The sequence below is a fragment of the Rhizobium sp. CFBP 8752 genome (assembly GCF_014842035.1).
Classification (GTDB): domain Bacteria; phylum Pseudomonadota; class Alphaproteobacteria; order Rhizobiales; family Rhizobiaceae; genus Neorhizobium; species Neorhizobium soli.
In genome coordinates this window covers 2,473,018-2,493,589 of sequence record NZ_JACYUZ010000001.1, presented here as the reverse complement: position 1 = coordinate 2,493,589, position 20,572 = coordinate 2,473,018, and the positions used below count along the sequence as shown (strand labels likewise).

14 protein-coding genes are annotated in these 20,572 nt (G+C 61.6%); 2 read left to right on the top strand and 12 right to left on the bottom strand.

Annotated features, from left to right (window positions below; genetic code table 11):
* Nucleotides 1-3: 3 nt before the first annotated feature.
* The 3 genes from IFT59_RS12080 to IFT59_RS12070 are packed head-to-tail and all read right to left on the bottom strand — an operon-like array spanning nucleotide 4 to nucleotide 1,876.
* Nucleotides 4-567 carry a biotin transporter BioY gene (locus IFT59_RS12080; protein WP_062453649.1) on the bottom strand — a complete coding sequence of 188 codons (564 nt, stop codon included), beginning with the start codon at nucleotides 565-567 and terminating at the stop codon, nucleotides 4-6.
* Between the two features lie 29 nt (nucleotides 568-596).
* On the bottom strand, nucleotides 597-1,202 hold the full coding sequence (locus IFT59_RS12075) for a CbiQ family ECF transporter T component (protein ID WP_192086937.1): 606 nt from the start codon (nucleotides 1,200-1,202) through the stop codon (nucleotides 597-599).
* The gene (locus tag IFT59_RS12070; protein ID WP_249407584.1) at nucleotides 1,199-1,876 is read right to left on the bottom strand and encodes an energy-coupling factor ABC transporter ATP-binding protein; all 678 of its coding nucleotides are present in this window, start codon (nucleotides 1,874-1,876) and stop codon (nucleotides 1,199-1,201) included. The genes IFT59_RS12075 and IFT59_RS12070 overlap by 4 nt, the downstream gene beginning before the upstream one ends.
* Nucleotides 1,877-1,986: 110 nt before the next feature.
* Between IFT59_RS12070 and IFT59_RS12065 the strand changes: the two genes are divergently transcribed.
* Nucleotides 1,987-3,177, top strand: a complete 1,191-nt coding sequence (locus tag IFT59_RS12065; protein ID WP_192086935.1) for a winged helix-turn-helix domain-containing protein — start codon at nucleotides 1,987-1,989, stop codon at nucleotides 3,175-3,177.
* Between the two features lie 55 nt (nucleotides 3,178-3,232).
* Here IFT59_RS12065 and glgB read toward each other — a convergent pair whose 3' ends face one another.
* From glgB to IFT59_RS12030, 7 genes are all read right to left on the bottom strand, one after another.
* Complete coding sequence (gene glgB, locus IFT59_RS12060; protein WP_192087165.1) at nucleotides 3,233-5,440, bottom strand: 1,4-alpha-glucan branching protein GlgB; 2,208 nt, start codon at nucleotides 5,438-5,440, stop codon at nucleotides 3,233-3,235.
* The gene (treS, locus tag IFT59_RS12055; protein ID WP_192086934.1) at nucleotides 5,440-8,784 is read right to left on the bottom strand and encodes a maltose alpha-D-glucosyltransferase; all 3,345 of its coding nucleotides are present in this window, start codon (nucleotides 8,782-8,784) and stop codon (nucleotides 5,440-5,442) included. The genes glgB and treS overlap by 1 nt, the downstream gene beginning before the upstream one ends.
* 23 nt (nucleotides 8,785-8,807) lie before the next feature.
* Nucleotides 8,808-12,062, bottom strand: a complete 3,255-nt coding sequence (locus tag IFT59_RS12050; protein ID WP_192086933.1) for a maltotransferase domain-containing protein — start codon at nucleotides 12,060-12,062, stop codon at nucleotides 8,808-8,810.
* A gap of 133 nt (nucleotides 12,063-12,195) precedes the next feature.
* Nucleotides 12,196-12,687, bottom strand: a complete 492-nt coding sequence (locus tag IFT59_RS12045; RefSeq protein ID WP_192087164.1) for a cupin — start codon at nucleotides 12,685-12,687, stop codon at nucleotides 12,196-12,198.
* Between the two features lie 225 nt (nucleotides 12,688-12,912).
* Nucleotides 12,913-14,013, bottom strand: coding sequence for a 3,4-dihydroxy-2-butanone-4-phosphate synthase (ribB, locus tag IFT59_RS12040; RefSeq protein WP_062453643.1), 1,101 nt, complete (start codon nucleotides 14,011-14,013; stop codon nucleotides 12,913-12,915).
* A gap of 10 nt (nucleotides 14,014-14,023) precedes the next feature.
* Complete coding sequence (gene aroC, locus IFT59_RS12035; RefSeq protein WP_192086932.1) at nucleotides 14,024-15,121, bottom strand: chorismate synthase; 1,098 nt, start codon at nucleotides 15,119-15,121, stop codon at nucleotides 14,024-14,026.
* A gap of 159 nt (nucleotides 15,122-15,280) precedes the next feature.
* The gene (locus tag IFT59_RS12030; protein WP_249407532.1) at nucleotides 15,281-18,424 is read right to left on the bottom strand and encodes a putative bifunctional diguanylate cyclase/phosphodiesterase; all 3,144 of its coding nucleotides are present in this window, start codon (nucleotides 18,422-18,424) and stop codon (nucleotides 15,281-15,283) included.
* A 297-nt stretch (nucleotides 18,425-18,721) separates the two neighbouring features.
* Between IFT59_RS12030 and IFT59_RS12025 the strand changes: the two genes are divergently transcribed.
* A complete protein-coding gene (locus IFT59_RS12025) occupies nucleotides 18,722-18,982 on the top strand; it encodes a DUF1344 domain-containing protein (RefSeq protein WP_062453640.1) in 261 nt (86 codons plus the stop codon).
* A 23-nt stretch (nucleotides 18,983-19,005) separates the two neighbouring features.
* Here the strand turns inward: IFT59_RS12025 and IFT59_RS12020 are convergent, their stop codons facing one another.
* Together IFT59_RS12020 and fabI are read right to left on the bottom strand one after the other, a co-directional pair.
* Complete coding sequence (locus IFT59_RS12020) at nucleotides 19,006-19,596, bottom strand: histidine phosphatase family protein (protein WP_062453639.1); 591 nt, start codon at nucleotides 19,594-19,596, stop codon at nucleotides 19,006-19,008.
* Between the two features lie 7 nt (nucleotides 19,597-19,603).
* Nucleotides 19,604-20,422 carry an enoyl-ACP reductase FabI gene (gene fabI / locus IFT59_RS12015; RefSeq protein ID WP_062453638.1) on the bottom strand — a complete coding sequence of 273 codons (819 nt, stop codon included), beginning with the start codon at nucleotides 20,420-20,422 and terminating at the stop codon, nucleotides 19,604-19,606.
* Nucleotides 20,423-20,572: the final 150 nt, after the last annotated feature.

Genomic DNA, 20,572 nt, shown 5'->3' with positions numbered 1-20,572 from the left:
TGCTTACGCGCGCTGCGGCAGCAGCGGATAGCCTGCCATCACGGCCCGACCGGCGAGCGCCGCAATCACAGCCTTCAGGACGTCGCCCGGAATGAAAGCGAGCGAGCCGAGAAACGCTTTGACGAAGCCCATGCCGGTGATCAGCGCCAGATAGGTGATGCCGATCCCGTAAAGCACGATCACGCCGCCCATCAGGGCTGCGATAAAGAAGTTCACGCCCTGCACCAGCCCCGCCTGGTCGCGACCCACCATGATCTGCGACAGATATCCGGTTACCATCGCGGCAAACACCCAGCCGATCAGATAACCGGTCGTCGGCGCCATGAAGACGGCAAGGCCGCCGCGGCCGCCGGACAGAACCGGCAGACCGATCGCTGCAAGTACCAGGACCAGGAGGACCGCGATCGTGCCGCGCTTGGCGCCGAGCACGACGCCGGCCAGCATCACGCCGAGCGATTGCGCCGTGATGGGGACGGGAATGAAACCGAGCATGACCGGCGGCACCAGTCCCAGCACGATGATGATAGCGGCAAACAGGGCGGCCAGAACGAGATCACGAGTAGGCAAATAGCTATTCCTTGACGACTGAATCTGTATCACTTCTGCGCACGGATTGCCCGGGCGTCAATTGCGCTGGCAATCTCGTCGGCATTCTTCAATGTGAGGATGATCAGCGGGACGATGATGGAGAGGGTTCGAGGGCGCAACCCTCGCGCGATATGGGCGTCGCGGATGGCCCGGTGGCGCAGCAGGATTTCCGGAATGAAGCGAAGGACAAGGCCGATCGACAGGCCGATATCCGCAGCTTTTACAAGCCCGAGCTTTTCAAGCGGCAAAGCCGCAAATGTCACTTCCGTAATAAAATCGCCGGTAGTAGTCGTGGCCGTCACCGCGGACGCAAGAAGCGCCAGCGCCGAGAGCCGGAAAAACACGCTGACGGCCTCGACAGGGCTGTTGAAAACCAGCGTGAACAGCGCAACGGCTGCGATGGTGAGGAAAAGAACCCGCAGCCGCAGCCATGTTTGCCGCCATCCGATTCGCAGCGAAGCGAAAAGCAGGCAGCTGGCGACCGCACCGACGCCAAGTACTAACGGCGACTGGATGAGGAACAGAGCAAGGCTTGCGGCAGCCAGCAGCACAAGCTTCGCCCGGGCCGAAAGCCGGTGCAGAAAGCCGCTGCCGTCCACGTAAAGCGTCTTCATGCGGCAAGCTCGCGGTAACGGGCGATGATCTCGGCAGCGTTTCCGTCGCCGGCAAGCCGGCCGTTGTCAAACAACAGAACCCGCTCGAAGCCCGCGATGAGATCGAGATCGTGGGTGAGCACTATGACGTTTTCGGTGAGCTCGCTGATCGTGCGGGCCACCAGGTTGCGGTTCTTCAGGTCCAGCTGGTTGGTCGGCTCGTCCATGATCAAAATGTCCGGTTCCGTCACCAGAACCGAGGCAAAGGCCGCAAGCTGCAATTCGCCGCCGGAAAGCTCGTGCGAGCGACGGTCGGCAAGATGTCCGATGCCGAAGCGCTTGAGGATCGCCGTCGTTCGGGCCTCGATCTCGGCTTTCGAAAGCTTGCGGGGCGTGAGGCCGAGCGCGATGTCTTCCTTCAGGATCGGCAGGATGATCTGGTTCTGCGGGTTCTGGAAGATGAAACCAACCTGCGCGCGGGCGCGGTCGGTGTCGGCCTTCGTATCGAAGCCGTTGACGACGACATTGCCGCTCGAGGGAGAGACAAGTCCGTTGATCATCCGTGCAAACGTCGTCTTGCCGGAGCCGTTGAGGCCGATCACGCCGATGCGGCGCTCGGTCAGCCGCACCGTGAGCGGATGCAGCGTGACACGCCCGTCGAAGCGGGCTTCGGCCTTGTCGAAATGGATGTCCAATGCCGGTCCTCGGTTGCTGGAACGGTCTATATCGCGGCGGGAGCAGAGCGGGAAGGCGGAATGAAAAGTGAACATTGCATCCGGTCCACTGTCGCCCTAGTCTCGTTGCCATGGCGATTCTGATCAACAATGCCCGCGCAAGATGGATTTTCATCGAACGGCAGCAGCTTTCTGCACCGCCGACCCGTGCGCTCAACAAGGCCGGTCTTCTGCAACTGATCGATGATCTGGGCTTCGTCCAGGTGGATAGTATCGCCACCGTAGAGCGCGCCCATCACATGATCCTGTTTTCGCGCAACCAGACCTATCGGCGCGAACACCTGACGTCGCTCTTGGAAAAAGACGGCGAGCTGTTCGAACACTGGACCCACGACGCCTCGATCATTCCGGCGCGTCTGTTCCGCTACTGGAAGCACCGCTTCCGCCGCCGCGAACCGATCCTCGCCGAGCGCTGGCGCAAATGGCATGGCGAGAGTTTCGATTCCGCCTTCGAGGACACGTTCCGGCACATTTCGGAAAACGGCGCGATCATGTCGCGCGACATGAAGATGGAGGATCACAAGTCCGGCGGCTGGTGGAACTGGCACCCGAACAAGACGGCGCTCGAATATTACTGGCACACCGGCAAGCTTTCGATTGCAGGCCGGGTGAATTTCCAGAAGATCTACGATCTGACCGAGCGCGTTATTGCCGCCCACCATCACGAACCGGATGTCAGCCACGAGGACTTCATCGACTGGGCCTGCCGCAGCGCGATGGAAAAGCTTGGCTTTGCCACATCGGGAGAACTCGCTGCCTTCTGGGATATCGTCACGCCGGAAGAGGCGAGGGACTGGGTGAAAGCCCATCGCGATGAACTCGTCGAAGTCCTGATCGAAACCGCCGACGACAGCCGCCCGCGCGCTTCCCTCGCGTTCTCAGGCTTTCCCCAAAACCTCGGCGATATTCCAGAACCGCCGGCACGGGTGAGGGTGCTCAGCCCGTTCGATCCGCTACTGCGCAACCGTGACCGGGCGGTGCGGCTGTTCGATTTCTTCTACCGCATAGAGGTCTTTGTGCCCGAGCCGAAGCGGCAATACGGCTATTACGTCTTTCCGCTTCTGGAAGGCGACCGCATGATCGGTCGCATCGACATGAAGGCGGAGCGCAAAACGGGTGTGCTTGATGTCAGGCGGCTGTGGCTGGAAAAGGGTGTTCGGGCATCCGCAGGCAGGCTGGCCAAGCTCGATGCCGAGCTGCAGCGGGTGGGGCGGTTTGCCGGCGTGGACAAGCTCGTCTATCGAGACGGCTGGCGGGACTAGGTCCCGTCAGCCGTTTCATCTCTCGGAAGCGCTCAATCCGGGCGATGCCGGGGACTTAACCCCGCCACCGCAGATACACCGTCGCCAGCGGCGGGATGTCGAGAGCGACGGACGCTGCCTTGCCATGCGCCGACTGGTTTTCCGTCCAGGCTTCCGTCTGGCCGAAATTGGTGCCGCCGTAGATCGCAGCATCGGTATTCAGCACCACTTCCCAGCGCCCCTCGAACGGCACGCCGATCCGGTAGCCATGCCGCGGCACAGGCGTCATGTTGGAAGCGACGATGATTGCCGACTGCCGGTCCTGCGACAGGCGCAGCATCGCGGTGACGGAGTTTTCCGCATCGTCGGACACGGCCCATTCGAAGCCTTCAGGATGGAAATCGCCATACTGAAGCGCCGGCTCGGCCGAGTAGAGCGCATTGAGATCGGCGATCAAGCGCTGCATGCCCGCATGATTAGGGCTGTCCAGCAGATCCCAGACAACGGACGCGTCGTGGTTCCACTCGGTCACCTGAGCGACTTCGCCACCCATGAACATCAGCTTCTTGCCGGGATGGCCCCACATGAAACCGTAATAGGCGCGGAGATTGGCCATCTTCTGCCAGTGGTCGCCCGGCATCTTGCCAAAAAGTGAGCCCTTGCCGTGCACCACTTCGTCATGGGACAGCGGCAGCATGAAGCGTTCGGAATAGGCATAGACCATGCCGAAGGTCAGGCTTCCATGCTGGTATTTTCGATAGACCGGATCTTCCTCCATGTAGTGGAGCGTGTCGTGCATCCAGCCCATGTTCCACTTGAAGTCGAAGCCCAGTCCGCCGTGCTCGACGCTTTCGGTCACACCCGGCCAGGCGGTCGATTCCTCGGCCACCGTAAAGGCATGCGGGCACCGTTCATGGATGATGCTGTTCAGGTGCTTGAAGAATTCAACGGATTCAAGGTTTTCACGTCCGCCATACTTGTTGGGGATCCATTCGCCCTGCTCGCGGCTGTAATCGCGGTAGAGCATGGAGGCCACCGCATCGACGCGGAGCGCATCGATATGGAAATGGTCAAGCCATTCCAGCGCTGACGCGATCAGGAAGCCTTTCACCTCGTTGCGACCGAGATTGTAGATCAGAGTGTTCCAGTCCTTGTGGAACCCTTCGCGCGGATCGGCATGCTCATAGAGCGCCGTGCCGTCGAACTGCGCCAGACCCCAGACGTCGGTCGGGAAATGCGCTGGCACCCAGTCGAGGATGACGCCGATCCCGGCCGCATGGCAGCGATCGATGAAATAGGCGAAGTCTTCAGGCGTGCCGTAGCGTCCGGTCGGCGCAAACAGGCCAAGCGGCTGGTAGCCCCAGGATCCGCCAAACGGATGCTCCATGATCGGCAGCATTTCGATATGGGTAAAGCCCAGCTTCTTGACGTAGGGCACCAGGCGCTGGCTGAGTTCCACCCAGTCGAGCGTCCGGTTGCCTTCCTCGGCAATCCGAACCCATGAACCGAGATGCACCTCATAGACGGACATCGCGCCTTCGCGCGCACGGTCCTTGGCCTGCGCCGCCATCCAGTCGCCATCGGTCCAGCGGAACGGCTTGGACGAGGCGATAACGGAGGCAGTCGAAGGTGCTGCTTCCGATGCCCGCGCGATCGGGTCAGCCTTCTGCGCCAGCATATTGCCGTGAGCGTCGAGGATTTCGAACTTGTAGCGCTCGCCATGGGTCAGGCGAGGCACGAACAGTTCCCAGACGCCAGCCTGCGGCCGCAGCCGCATCGGATGGCGGCGGCCGTCCCAGGCGTTGAAGTCGCCCACGACCGAGAGACGGGTGGCGTTCGGTGCCCAGACGGCGAAACGCACGCCGGCAACTCCATCCACTTCCATCGGGATCGCGCCGAGCGTCCGGCCGAGATCGTAATGGGTGCCCTGGCCGATCAGGTGCAGATCGAGATCGCCCAGCAGTGGCGCAAAGGAATAGGAATCCTCAGTTTCCTGGATTGCTTCAGGCCATTCGATGCGCAGGAAATAGGGCGCAGTCGAATTGGTCACGCCGGCAAACAGACCGCCGGGGTGGATGCTGTCCAGCTCCGCGACGACCTTGGCCGTATCGCGCTCGACGACCTCAACCGAAAGCGCCCCGGGAAGCAGCACCCGCACCACGGTGAGGTCGCCGTACTGATGGCGGCCGAGAATGGAAAAGGGATCGCCATGACGGCCGTCGACGAGGGCCTGGAGGCCCTCCTCAACGGTTCCGATGATGAGGTCCGTGCGCTCGTATCGCATCACTCTGTCTCTCCCTTGGGTGCATCAGGGGTGGAATTGCTGTCGGTGTCGAGAAGTCGCGCCGCGATGGTCGCAAAACCTGCGAGCGGCAGGGGCAGCCACTTCGGCCGGCTGCGCACTTCGTAGGCGATCTCGTAGGCGGCTTTTTCCAGCAGGAAGAGGTCGAGTATTTTCGACCGCTTCTCGTGCGGGATGTTGAGCGAGTCGGACTTTTCCACAGCATCGAAATAGGCCTGCAGGAATGCCGGTTCCGCCTTGTCGATGAAGCGGCTGACGAGCTCCGGATGACGGGCGTCGTCCACTTCGCTGACGACCTCCCGATCGAGATCGGCCGAGGCTGCGAGATAGCTGAGCGACCGCAGGAGGCCAGCCACGTCGCGCAGCGGGTTTGACTTCGCACGACGTTCCTCGAGATCGCGGGCGGGTTCGCCCTCGAAGTCGATGATATAGGCGTCGCCCTCTGCCACCAGGATCTGGCCCAGGTGGAAGTCCCCGTGGGTACGGGTCATCAGCGTCGAAATGGCAAAGCCGGACAGCGTCTCGACAAGGCCGAACAGGTCTTCGCGACGGCTGAGGATCATTCGTGCGTCTTCTGCGGCGCGACCTTCCAGTCCCTCGCTGTTCAGTTCGAGCATGGTCAGGCTCTGGTCGATCTGAGCCGTTACGCCCGCGCGCCATCTCGAGATATCGGCGTCGCCAGCCCAGATCGGGCTGAATGCCTCGTCATCGGTCGGCTGGGCCAGTGCGACATGCAGCTCACCAAGCCGTGTTCCGATGGTGGCCGAAAGATTGACGAGCGGCTTGAAGTGCTCGTCGATCCCTTCGCCCTCGAGCCCGGTCACCACAATCTCGTCGATTGCGCGGCGCAGGTTGCCGAGCATCCAGTTCCAGGCATCGCCCTGATTGCGGATCGCGCGCTGCACGATGATCATCGTGTAGCGGTTGCCCTCCGGCGAGGTGCGGGCGACTTCGCCGAGCAGCTGTCCCGTATTCTGGTAGCCGACATTGGTGAGATAACGCGTCATCTCCACTTCCGGGTGGATACCCGGGAAGATGTGACGGATCAGCTTTACCATGGCGAGATCACCGATGATCAGCGAGCTGTTCGACTGTTCGGCCGAAAGCCAGGTCACAGGCATGTCGTCGTTGAAGTTGAGCTGGTCGAGAGTGTCGGTGCCGACGAATTCAAGGGCGCCTGAAACGCCCGAGATCACGGCCCGTTCGGACAGTCCGCGGATCACGCCGCGCGCCAGCCCTTCCATCGCAAAGCCGTCGGTCAGGAAGCCGACACGGCGACCCTGACGGATGCGCGCAAGCGCCAGCTGCTGGGCAAGCGCCGAAGGCTGGGCTTCATCCCAGGCGATGGCGAGCGGCAGGAGATAGGTATCCAACTTGCCGGCAACATCGACCTCTAGCTCGCCGAGCAGGATGTTGTTGGCAAATGCGATCGGCGTCACGTTGGCAAGCCGCGCCGAATTGAGGATCGAGCCCTTGGAGCCGAACCAGCGGCGTTTCGAGAGGTATGGCGGCAGGATATCCTTGGCAAACATCTGCGACAGCGGCGAGTCTTCGCCGAGCTCCTGCAGGTCACGGCGAACGACCATGGTCACCATGTCCTGCATCTGCTCCGGTGGCTCCTTGCGCCAGACGGGGCCGTCGGAAGTTTCCACCAGCTGGAACCAGAAGAAGCCGTAGGGCGGCAGCGTCAGCAGATAGGTCAGCTGACCGATCGGCGGGAACGGCGACATGCCGGACATCTCGATCGGCACCCAGCCGGCAAACTGCGACAAATCCAGTTCCACCGCCTGCGGCAGGCGTGAAAGGTTGGCGACGCACAGGATCGTCTCACCCTCGTATTCGCGAAGATAGGCAAGGATCTTGCGGTTCCCGGGCGTCAGGAAACGCTGCGTGCCGCGGCCGAATGCGGCATGCTTGTTGCGCAGCGCAAGCATCCGGCGCATCCAGTTCAGCAGCGAATGTGCGTCGGCGCCCTGCGCTTCGACATTCACCGCCTCATAGCCGTACTGAGGATCCATGACCGGCGGCAGCACGAGGCGCGCCGGATCGGCCTTGGAGAAACCGCCATTGCGGTCCGGAGACCACTGCATCGGCGTGCGAACGCCGTCGCGGTCGCCCAGATAGATGTTGTCGCCCATGCCGATCTCGTCACCGTAGTAGATGACGGGAGTTCCGGGCATGGAAAGCAGCAGACCGTTCATCAGCTCGATCCTGCGGCGGTCGCGCTCCATCAGCGGCGCAAGACGGCGACGAATGCCGAGATTGATGCGGGCGCGCCGGTCGGCGGCATAGATGTTCCAGAGGTAATCGCGCTCTTCGTCGGTCACCATCTCGAGCGTCAGCTCGTCGTGGTTGCGCAGGAAGATCGCCCACTGGCAATTGTCCGGGATTTCAGGCGTCTGGCGCATGATATCGGTGATCGGGAAGCGGTCTTCCTTGGCGATCGCCATATACATGCGCGGCATCAGCGGAAAGTGGAACGCCATGTTGCACTCGTCGCCATCGCCGAAATATTCGCGCGTATCTTCCGGCCACTGGTTGGCTTCCGCCAGCAGCATCTTGCCGGGATGGGTGCTGTCGAGCGCCGCGCGGATCTTCTTCAGGATGTCGTGGGTTTCCGGCAGGTTCTCGTTGATCGTGCCTTCGCGCTCGATCAGATACGGGATGGCGTCGAGGCGGAAACCGTCGATGCCCGTATCGGCCCAGAAACGCATGACTTCGAACAGCTCTTCGAGAACGGCTGGGTTGTCGAAGTTAAGGTCGGGCTGGTGCGAATAGAAGCGGTGCCAGTAATAGGCGCCGGCAACCGGATCCCAGGTCCAGTTCGACTTTTCCGTATCGAGAAAGATGATCCGGGTTTCCGGGAATTTCTGGTCCGTATCCGACCACACATAGAAATCCCGCTCCGGCGAACCGGGAGGTGCGTGGCGCGCGCGCTCGAACCATGGATGCTGGTCGGATGTGTGGTTGATGACGAGCTCAATGATGACCCGCAGATTGCGCGCATGGGCGGCATCCACGAAGGCCTTGAATTCGTCCACCGTGCCATAGTCCGGGCTGACGCTGGTATAGTCGGCAATATCGTATCCATCGTCACGACGCGGCGATGGAAAGAACGGCAGCAGCCAGATCGTGTTGGCGCCGAGCGAGGCAACGTGATCCAGCTTCTCGTGCAGCCCCTGAAAGTCGCCGATACCGTCGCCATTGGCGTCGTAGAACGACTTGATATGCAGCTGATAGATAACTGCATCCTTGTACCATAGTGGATCGTCGTTCATCGCTTGATTCTGGTCCTGGCCCTGGTTTCGGCCGCTCGTGATGTCCATGATGTCTCCTCCCATTCTTGTCTTTAACGGACGCGCCAGATGGAGAATGGCAGGCCGGAGTGAGGGTCGAGGCGGATGCGTTGCACCTTGCCGGTCAATGAGAAGCGATCGCCGCCGATGACGTCTTCGAGGTCGAGGGTTCCGTGATCCGGAATGCCGAACGACCACAGCGGCAGTTCGATATCCGCTTCCTGTGCGTTGTGCGGATCGAGATTGACGGCGATCAGCAGCACGTTCTCGCGGCCGGCACTGGCCTTTTCGAAGAACATGATGTTGTCGTTCCAGGCGGGCAGGAGCTGCAGACCGAGATGCGAATGCAGCGCCGGGTTTTCGCGGCGAATGCGGTTGAGAAGCGCGATCTCGCCCTTGATGTGACCCGGACGGTCGTAATCCCAGGCACGGATCTCGTACTTCTCGGAGTCCGCGTATTCCTTGCGCTTGGCGTCCGGGCGTCCCTCGCAAAGCTCGAACCCGTTATAGACGCCCCACAGGCCCGATAGCGTCGCGGCCAGAGCCGCACGGATCAGATAAGCCGGACGCGGTGCGTTCTGCAGGAAATCCGGGTTGATATCGTGCGTGTTGACGAAGAAGTGCGGACGGAAGAATTCCTTCGGCTCTTCTGTGGTGATCTCGCGCATATACTGCTCGAGCTCCCACTTTGCGTTGCGCCAGGTGAAGTAGGTATAGGACTGCGAGAACCCGACCTTGGCGAGGCGGTACATCACCTTCGGCTTCGTAAACGCTTCCGACAGGAAGGCGACGTCGGGATGGCGCGAACGGATGTCCGCGATCATCCATTCCCAGAACGGAAACGGCTTCGTATGCGGATTGTCGACGCGGAACAGCTTGACGCCGTTATCGACCCACTTCTGGACGACGTCACGCAGTTCGATCCACAGCGAAGGCACCGCGTCCTTGGCGTAGAAATCGACGTTGACGATGTCTTCGTATTTCTTCGGCGGGTTTTCGGCATAGCGGATCGTGCCGTCAGGCCGCCAGTCGAACCAGCCGGGATTGGACTTCAGCCACGGGTGGTCGGGCGATGCCTGGATCGCGAGGTCGAGAGCGAGCTCCAGCCCGTGCTCCTTGGCGGCATCCACCAGCCGGCGGAAATCCTCGAACGTGCCGAGCTCCGGATGGATCGCGTCATGGCCGCCATCTTCCGAGCCGATCGCGTATGGGCTGCCCGGATCATCAGGGGCCGGCGTCAGCGTGTTGTTCTTGCCCTTGCGGTTGGTCGAACCGATCGGATGCACCGGCGGGAAGTAGAGGACATCAAAGCCCATCTCCCGGATCGCCGGCAGCCGCGCAATCACGTCGTCGAAGGTGCCGTGACGGTTCGCATCGCCGCTCTGGGAGCGCGGGAACACCTGGAACCAGCTCGCAAACGCTGCGGCCGTCCGCTCGGCATCGACCGGGATCAGCGTCGAGCGAACCCGATGCGGGCGGCGGTCGGCTTCCACCATCAGCTCGGCCGTGTCGGCCAGCAGTAGCGTTTCGGTCCGCTTCGGATCGTCCTGCGCCGTCAGCTTGTCGAACAGCACCTTCAGTTCGGTCTTGAGGTCACCCGTGGCATGATCCAGCGCATCAAGCACCAGATTGATGCCTTCCTGGATCTCCAGCCGCAGATCGAGCCGCGCCTCGTGCTTCTTGGTGAATTCGTAGCGGAAGATCTGGAACGGGTTCTTCCAGGCCTCGATCGCAAACTCGTGGCGACCCATCCGCTTCAGAGGAAATTCTGCCGCCCAACGATCGTTGGTGACAAGCGTCATCGGCACTTCGGTCCACTGGTCCTCGTCGGCCGCACGCCACATCACCGACGCCGACAGCGGATCGTGCCCGTCGCCGAACACGTCGGCTTCGACCTTGACCGTCTCGCCGACCACACGCTTCACCACGAAACGGCCGTCGTCCACCGACGGCGTGATCTTCTCGATCGCCAGCCGCGGCGTGGCCGCGGCCTGTGCTGCGGTGGAAACCGGAACAGCTTCGATGATCGGCTGCGAGGCATGGCCTTCGAAAACGCGAAGTTCGCCCGGCTTCAGCATGAGATCGGGCGCAAAAATGTCGGCGTCATTCCCCGGCGCCGTCAGCGGCAGGAAAGGGGAGGCTGCTTCACGCAGCACGTTGAACGGAGCCTTGGTGACCCTGCGCAAATCGCGGTTCAGCATCACGACGCGGATCTTCGACGACGCACGGATATCCTCATGGTCGGTCTGCAAGAGCGCCACAGCCTGAGTCTGGCTGGTGGAAATCAACCTCAGCGGCTGGCGGCCAAACCCGGCCGATGTCTTGTTCGGCGCGGCATTGATGGCTCGGATGTCGCTCGACAGGTCGAACACGCCCTGGTCCTTGAGCCCACGCAGACCCATTCCGTCACCGGTCAGCGGGTCAAGTGGGATGGATGAGCCGTATTCGAAGCCCATCGGCACCATGAGGCCGCTGGCGAAGGTCGACGCGAGCTTCAGGGCCCGGACCGCTCGGCGCTCCGACACTTCGGTTCCGTCAATGCCATGCGCCATGCGCTTGCCGAACGGGGCTTCCGGAAAGGTAATCTGGTAGCCGAGTTCGCGCTGCACCTCGTATTCGTCGAGGATCCAGCGTTCCTCCATGTTCCACCAGGCAAAGGACGAAAAGCTGCCGTCGAAGCCGACGCCCTTGAGCGCCTTGCGATCTTCAAAACTGGTGCCTGGCGTCCAGGCAAGGAAGATGGTGTCGGAGACGGCACTGCGGGCCGCAGCGATCAGGTCCTTCCAGACGTCGGGCGCGACCTTGCCAATGCCGATGCAGCGGAAGCCGGCGATGCCAAGCCCGGCCAGCCGCGCCAGTCGGCGGCGCCAGTCATCAAGCAGCTGCGTTTCATGAGTGATATCGATCGTGCGGCTGCCGCTTTCCTGCGGCGAGCGACGCGGGTCGAATACGACGGCGCTGCCTTGGTTCGAGGCATCGGCGATCCGATCGATGGCAATGTCGAGCATCAGCTTGATGCCATGCTCTTTAGCGGCACCTGTCAGTGCCTTCACGCCGTCGTCGACGCTTTCCCCAAGTCCCAGCGCCGGATCAAGCCTGTCCAGGTCTCCGCTGACGAAAATGCTCGTGTCCGCGCCGCGTGCAAACAGCGGCGCACTGAGGACCGTATCGAAGCCGAGATCCTTCGCAAGGGCAAAAACCTGGCGCCAATCCTGCAAGCCTTTGAGCATGAGAGGATGCACGTAGTAGATTTGCGGCGGGAGCTTTGACAGCGGGGTGGACGAGGCGAATTGAGGACGCGTGTTCATCTTTATAGCCTTGGGTTGCCGGGCCGTAGAGCGGGTGGCGATCAGCGGGGTAACTGCAAGGCTGCTGTGCTTGTTCCGATAAAATTGTGCCTATCGGATTTTTGCGCACGCATTAGATGTACATGAATGAACCCTAACGGACCCAGTGCCGAAGGAGGGGGCCGTCGCGACCACGGAGCGGATCGGTCTGCGGCACGGGAAGGCTCGAAATTCGGCCGAGACCCTCAGAATCCGCGGGTCCGGTCTGAAGATCCGCACGCTGTCCTGGCGGATAGGCGCCGACAACCACGAAGTCGCGGCTGGCTTCCAGCCGCATGTGCCCGGTGCCTGCCGGCAACACGATGCAATCGCCGCCATGGACTGAGATTTCGGTGCCATCCGGACCGCCGATCAGCAGCAGGCCGCGACCATTTGCGATGCCGAGGACCTCGTGGGCGCCGGTGTGGTAGTGCTGATAATCGAATACGCCATCGCGCCAGATGCCCTGCCATCCGTTTTTCGCAAAAAGGTCTTCGAACAGGCTGGCGGGATCGCCAACCAGAGGATCGATGGCAAGGGCGTTGCGGTAGATCAGAGCCGGAAGGTGGGGGTGGTTGGGCACGAAGCCGCTCGGCGGAAACGTCATGCTCTCGACGGTCGTCCTTTCAGCGGAGACGGCGGGATCGAGGGCTGGCGGAACGATGTTCAGGCTTCGGGTCACGGACTTGATCCTTGCACGGTTGCGTCTGTCGGACGTCGCCGGCATTTTCCAGCAACGTCCTGAGACTGAACACGTGCGCAAATGCGATGTTCCCGCGACAACCTCTATTTCAAAAGGTCAGCACGGAAACGCGCTCCGCTCAGTGGCCGTTCAGCAGATCACGGTCTCGGCGATCTGGATGCCGAACCCTTCGAGGCCGACGTAATGACGTTCGCTTCTGGTCAGAAGCTTGATCGAAGACACGCCGAGATCGCGCAGGATCTGGGCGCCGAGGCCGATTTCCAGCCACTCGCTGTCGCGGACCTTGGCCTCCGCGTGCGATTCCTCGCCGAAGCGGACCTTGCGCGACGTCGTGCTGGCACCGACGCCAACCGAACCCTCGCGCAGATAGATGATGACGCCGCGACCCTCGTCGGCGATCTTTGCCATGTAACGGTCCACGGAGCGCGCCGCGCCGAACACATCGCGCGCCACGTCTTCCAGATGAAGGCGGACCGGAATGTCGACGCCGTCCCTGATGTCGCCGAACACGATGGCGACGTGCTGCATCGTCTCCCAGGGCAGGGAGTAGGCGTGTGCCTTGGCCTTGCCCTTCGGGGTCTCGATGTCGAACGTGCCGTGCAGCTCGATCAACGTTTCCTTGCGCTGGCGATAGGCGATGAGATCGGCAACGGACACCTGCTTCAGGCCATGGGTGATCGCAAACTCCGTCACCTGAGGACCGCGCGTCACCGTGCCGTCGTCGTTGACGAGTTCGCAGATCACGCCGATCGGCGGCAGGTTGGCGAGCTTGCACAGGTCGACGGCCGCTTCCGTATGGCCGGAGCGCATCAGAACGCCTCCTTCGCGGGCAATCAGCGGGAAGATGTGGCCGGGACGCACGAAGTCGGCCGGGCCGACATTCGGGTTGGCGAGGTTGCGCACCGTCAGCGTCCGGTCGTCGGCCGAGATCCCGGTCGTCGTGCCGTGCTTGAAATCGACCGTCACCGTGAAGGCCGTCGTATGCGCGCTGTCGTTTTCCGCCACCATGGCGTTGAGGTTCAGGCGCTTGGCTTCGCTGCGCGGCATCGGCGTGCAGACGATACCGGATGTGTGGCGCACGATGAAGGCCATCTTTTCCGGCGTGCAATGGACCGCAGCGACGATCAGATCGCCTTCGTTTTCGCGTCCGTCGTCATCGGTAACAACGACGATTTCGCCGGCTTCGAAGGCGCGGATGGCGTCGACGACGCGCTTCTGATCGTAGGGCATGTGATGATTCCTAGCGGGTTTTACCGGTCTGACCCCGGTCACGGAGAAAATGGTCGGCGATCGTGCAGGCCATCATCGCCTCCCCGATCGGCACGGCGCGGATGCCGACGCAAGGATCGTGGCGACCCTTGGTGCGTACATCCACATTGTTGCCATCAGCGTCGATCGACTGGCGCTCGCTCAGGATCGACGAGGTCGGCTTGATGGCGAAGCGGGCAACGATCGGCTGGCCGGTCGAAATGCCCCCGAGGATGCCGCCGGCATGATTGGAGAGGAAGATAGGCTGGCCATCGTTGCCCATCCGCATCTGGTCGGCATTGTCCTCGCCGGAAAGCTCGGCGGCGGCAAAACCATCGCCGATCTCGACGGCCTTCACGGCATTGATCGACATCAGGCCGGAAGCAATTTCCTGGTCGAGCTTGGCATAGATCGGTGCGCCAAGCCCTGCGGGAACGCCCTCCGCCACCACCTCGACGATCGCGCCGATCGACGATCCGGCCTTGCGGATGCCGTCGAGATAGGTTTCCCAGACAGGCACCATCTCAGGGTCGGGGCAGAAGAACGGGTTCTCGTTGACCTGGCCCCAGTCCCAGTTGTCACGGTTGATCTTGTGCTTGCCGATCTGCACCAGGGCTGCGCGCACGGTCATTCCCGGCACGACCTTGCGGGCAATCGCGCCGGCAGCGACACGCGCTGCCGTCTCGCGGGCCGATGAGCGGCCGCCACCGCGATAATCGCGGATGCCGTATTTGAGGTCGTAGGCAAAATCCGCATGGCCGGGGCGATAGCTGCGGGCGATCTCGCCGTAGTCCTTGGAGCGCTGGTCGGTATTCTCGATCAACATGGAGATCGGGGTGCCGGTTGAAATCATCGTCTCGCCGTCGGCATCCATCATCACGCCGGAGAGGATCTTGACGATATCGTCCTCGCGCCTCTGGGTCACGAAACGCGACTGTCCGGGCTTTCGCTTGTCCATCCAGGCCTGGATTTCGGCAAGCGTGAAGCGCAGGCCGGGAGGGCATCCGTCCACGATGCAGCCGAGCGCCGGCCCGTGGCTTTCGCCCCAGGTCGTGACACGGAAAAGATGACCGAAAGTATTGTGCGACATTTCACTAACCGGCTTCGGAGGGGCCGCCTCCGTCAATCTTGGACGTCAAACTTTGACGCGGATGTCTTATGGAAAAGGTCGGCGGGCGACAAGCCCTTCTTGCCCCATATCGGGCTGTCGATCCCGGACATGGATGCACGGCCGGCCATTCGGTGCCATTCATGCCGCCTGTTTGAGCCAGTCGGCTCTGGCCGCCTCAACGAATTCGTCAAAGGGCAGGGCCTTGGCAAAGGCATAGCCCTGCAGAAGGTCGCAGCCGAGTTCGCGCAGCAATTCCGCATGCTGCATCGTCTCCACACCTTCCGCCACCGTGTCGATGCCAAGCGAGCGAGCAATGTCGACGATCGAGCGGACCATGGTCCGTTCCTGCGGCGCTTCGAGGATCGGCATCACCAGCTGCCGGTCGATCTTAAGCCGCTTCGGTTTCAGCTTCAGCAGCGAGACGATCGAGGTATGACCGGTCCCGAAATCGTCGATCTCGATGTCGATGCCCATTCCCTTGATGCGTTCGATATTGCCCGATACCGACACGTCGCCGTCGTCGAGGAAAATCGACTCCACCAGCTCGAAACAGATCTCGCCGGGCGTGATGGACAGCGACTCGAGGTTCGCGATCAGGTTTTCGTCATGCAGCCGCTTCGACGAGACGTTGACGGAGACCTTCGGCACCTTGAGGCCGAGCGCGGTCCAGCGCATCTTGTCCTTCAGCACCGTCTCAAGCACGATCTGGTCGAGCACCGCCGACACGTTGAGGTCTTCGGCGATCCTCAGGAACCGCGCCGGCGCCAGGATGCCGTGATGCGGATGGTTCCAGCGTAGCAGCGCCTCGGCCCCGGTCAGTTCACCGGTTCTGGCGCAAAACTGCGGCTGGTACCAGGTCACGAACTCGCCGTTGTCGATCGCCGAGAGCACTTCGTCGGCGGTCCGTTTGTGGCTGACGATCTCTTCCTGCAGGTCGAGCGTGAAGAATTCGAAACGGTTGCGGCCGAGGCCCTTGGCTCGGTAGAGCGCGATGTCGGCGTTGACCAGCGTGCGTCGTGCATCGACATTAAGGCCGGTTGCCTGCGCAATGCCGATCGAAACGCCGCACCGGCAGGAAAAGCCGTCGAAGTCGAAGGGCTGACGAAACTCGGCGATGATCCGCTGGGAAAGCTCGGCCACGTCCTCGATGGATGCGGAATTGTTCATCAGGATGACGAACTCGTCGCCGCCGATCCGCGCAACGATATCCTCGTCACGCACGTTGCGGGACAGGATCCGGGATGAATGCACCAGCATCGCGTCACCGGCCGCATGGCCCATCGTGTCGTTGATCTGCTTGAACCGGTCGAGGTCGAGATGAAGGATGAAGAACTTCTGCCGCTCAACCTGGCTTGCACGCGAGAGGTGGTCGAGTTCCATGTCCAGTTTGCGGCGATTCCCAAGCATCGTCAGCGGGTCGTGCAGCGCATTGTGCTCGATGCGGGTCTTGGCCATCTGAAGCTCGACATTGCGAGCATCCGATTCCGCTTTTGCAGACTTGAGCTCGGTCGTCATCACCGCGTCCTTGGTCACGTCGAAGGCGAGGCCGATAAGCTTGCGTGAACCGTCGCGACCGATCACCAGCTGACCGACGGACCGGATATAGCGGAGGCTGCCGTCAGACTGCGGCACGCGAACGATCAGAGCCTCCTCGACGTCGCCGGAAAGGTAACGCATTGCCGCGTCAAGAGCACTCTGGCGATCCTCCGGAACCAGCAGAGACAGCCAGAAGTCGTGGGGAAGGGGGCCGGCAATCGGGGCAACGCCATAAAGCTGGCACATGCGAGCGTCCCATATCTCGCAGCCGGTTGCCGGATCATATTCCCAGACGCCGCATCCGTAGGAACCGAGTGCGAGGTCGAGCTTGCGCGACAGACCTTCCAGTTCCTGCTCCCGGTCCGACAATTCGTCGAGCGCCAGTTCGAGCTCGGCATTCTTGACCTCGCTGTTGTCTTTCGCGTCGCGCAGGGTCTGTGCCATCGTCACGTCGGCGGTGACGTCCCAGACGATGCCGGTCGCCTGGATGCCGCGTTCGTTCTGGACCCTCGCGCCGGCGGAGCGAAGATGCCGGATGTCGCCGCCGGGCAGGATCAGGCGATAGGTCTCGGTCGATGGGCTGTCGGTGCAGAGAACTGTAAAGAGATGCGCTTCCGCGACAGCCCTGTCCTCAGGCGCGATCGATGCCATCCAGTCATCGAACCTGTTGCCGGTGGTGGCTGACGGATTGGCGTGGAGAGCGGCGGAGCGATCGTCCCAGGAGAGCTGCACACCCTCATCAGTCACTTCCCAGATGCCCATCATCGACGCTTCCATGGCAAGCCCGAACCGTCGCGACAGTGCAAACAGCTTGTTTTCGCGCAGCCGCAGCGTCTCGATATGCCGGTTGCGTTCCGAAATCAGCGAGGTCGCAATGAGCACCGGCAAGACGATCGCAAGCGATGCCAGCGCCAGGATCAACCGGAACCGCATCTGACCGGCGGGCGAAGCATTCCAGCCGACGCGCGGCGCCGCAAGGATCTGCCAGTCCGTACCCTTGACGGTGATCGACCACCGGACCGGATCGCCGCCCTTTCCCGCTTCATTGCCGTAAAACACGGCTTGGTCGGCTCGACTGTTGTCGACGAGCGCGAGATCGAGCCAGTCGAAGACCGTCTCGGACGTTTGTGCCGCGTCGCCAACCTGAGGGCGTGTCGCGGGATCAAGCAGATCGGCGACATCGAGGACGAGAACCAGAGCGCCCCAGAGCCCGGCTTCCTGTCCGCTGGCGGAAGGCACCGGCATGATGAGGGTAAGCCTGCCCGTCTGCGATCCGGTCAGCACGCTTGGGCGCGCCTTGTTGCCGGCCCGGTCGAGATCCGCCTTAAGACCAGCAAGATCGATACCGGTCTCACCGGCCAAGCTGTCGCGGCGGAAGAAGGTCGTTGGTGTGAATCCCGGTGCCGCGATCACTGCGGAAAGGTGCGGCAGGTCGGCGAGTGCCTGACGAGCAGCGGTCTGCATATCGTTGGGCTTGTATCCTGCCTGACCGATCAACGCATTGCGCAGGCTATCGGCGACCGCGAAATCAAGCTCCAGCCGCGAGGCGATCTGACGGGCCGCCGTGCCGGCCGCGCGTGTCGTGGCGGCGTGAATATCGTCGCGATGTTTCTGCACGAATCGGTGATCGAGGACCACCGCGGTGACGATAACTGTCAGCGAAACGAGGAAGGCTGCGACGGCAGGCGCGCATGCACTGCTGAAAGGGCGAAACCTTTCGGTAATGGAGGAACGCCAGAGCGCCAAAACTGAACACCTTCTCGTTAACTCTTGTGACCGGGTATAACTGTATTGTGGCGCAGTTAATTTCCCATTCCACATCCGCCTTAGAGCTGTGAAGCCGCGTTTTATTGCAAATAGTTGGTAAACGCGGTCACTAAACGTTCGATTTGGTCTTAAGGCGTCTTGAATTCGGAAGAATATGGTTAATAATCAAACTGTTGTTTGTAGCGAAAATGTCATGCTGGCGAGCAATTTTCGCCACAATCGGCAGGCTATCTTGCACCGAATTAGTACAGACCGTTTGTTCCAGGGATCTTCATCATGCGTATCCTCATTGCTGCCTTGCTTGCGACCGCCGGTGTTTTCTCGCCGCTGAGCACTTGGGCGCAGAGCGTGGACGTCGAGGCGACGATCAAGACGATCGACGCCAAGTCGCTCAGCCTGACGCTGGACGACGGCAAGACCTACAAGGTGCCGGAAGAGTTCAACTTCGAGGGCCTGAAGGCGGGCGTCAAGGTTCTGGTGTTCTACACGGTCGTCGATGGCAACCGCGTCGTGGACGATCTCGAAATCGTACAGTAAGGGCCGGAACCGGCCTCAGCGGCTCAGAGCCATTCCATCCGGCCGGCGAGCGGCTCCACTTTCAGGATACGGTCCTGATGGATGGCGATGGACGATGCTTCTTCTTCTCCAACGCCGCCGATCAGGCGAAAGATCGACCTGATGACGCCGCCATGGGCAACCGCCACGGTCGGACCGGTCAGAGACTGCATCCAGGCGCCGATGCGCCATGACAGGATTTCGTAGCTCTCGGCAGTTTGGCCCGGCGGAATGAAGCTCCATTTCTGGCGCTTTCTTTCCTTCAGCAGCTCGGGCTCGAGTTTTTTGACTTCGGCCAGCGTCTGGCCTTCCCAGTCGCCGAACGAAACTTCCACCAGCCGGTCGTCGGTCCGGTAGGCGAGGGGATCGAGCCCCATCGCTGTGCGCAGCCGCTCCATCGTCTCGCGGGTGCGAGAGAGCGGGCTTGCCACGAAGTCAAAATCGGCGACATCGTCGCCGAGCAGTTCTTTCAGCGCTTCACCATTGCCGGTAGCCTGAAGGCGGCCCGTATCGTTCAGAGGAATATCCTTCTGACCCTGAAGCCGGCCTTCAGCGTTCCAGTCCGTCTGGCCGTGACGGATGACGTAGAGAAGCACGGGGCGCTCAGTCCTTCACGACGGAAATGTCAGGCGCGTCGACGGCCTTCATTCCGATGGCGTGATAGCCGCTATCCGCATGGTGGATCTCACCGGTGACGGAGCGCGACAGGTTCGACAGAAGATAAAGACCGACATCGCCCACTTCCTCGATCGTGACCGTGCGGCGAAGCGGTGCGTTATACTCGTTCCATTTGAGGATATAGCGGAAGTCGCCGATACCGGACGCGGCAAGCGTTTTGATCGGGCCGGCCGAGATCGCGTTGACGCGGATATTCTTCGGTCCGAGGTCAACGGCCAGGTATTTGACGCTGGCTTCAAGTGCAGCCTTGGCAACGCCCATGACGTTATAGTTCGGCATCACCTTTTCGGCACCGTAATAGGTCAGCGTCAGCATGGCGCCGCCGTCCGTCATCAGCTTTTCGGCGCGGCGTGCGGCCGACGTAAAGGAGTAGACCGAGATCTGCATCGTCTTGGCGAAGTTGTCAGGCGTCGTATCGACATAACGGCCGGTCAGTTCATCCTTGTCGGAGAAGCCGATCGCATGCACGAAGAAGTCGATCTTGCCCCACTTCTTCTCGATGTTGGCGAACACCTCATCAATGGTCGACTCGTCGCTCACATCGCAGTGGCCGGCCATGAAAGCGTTGATTTCGGCAGCGAGCGGTTCGACCCGCTTCTTCAGGGCGTCGCCCTGGTAGGTCAGAGCAACTTCGCCACCCTGATCGTGAATGGCCTTGGCAATGCCCCATGCGATGGAGCGATTGTTGGCGACACCCATGACGACGCCGCGTTTGCCTGACATGAGGCCGGAAGCCTGAACCATGAATATCCCCTGGAAACTCGATTTGGCCTTGCCTATGACATAGGCAGGGCAAGGGTTCAAGCTTGCGGATACCAACTCGTAGGCCCACTCTTTGGCGAAAGGGGAGGCCAACGTTTCAGCTGTCGCCGGAGCCGGTTGGGGATCGATGTC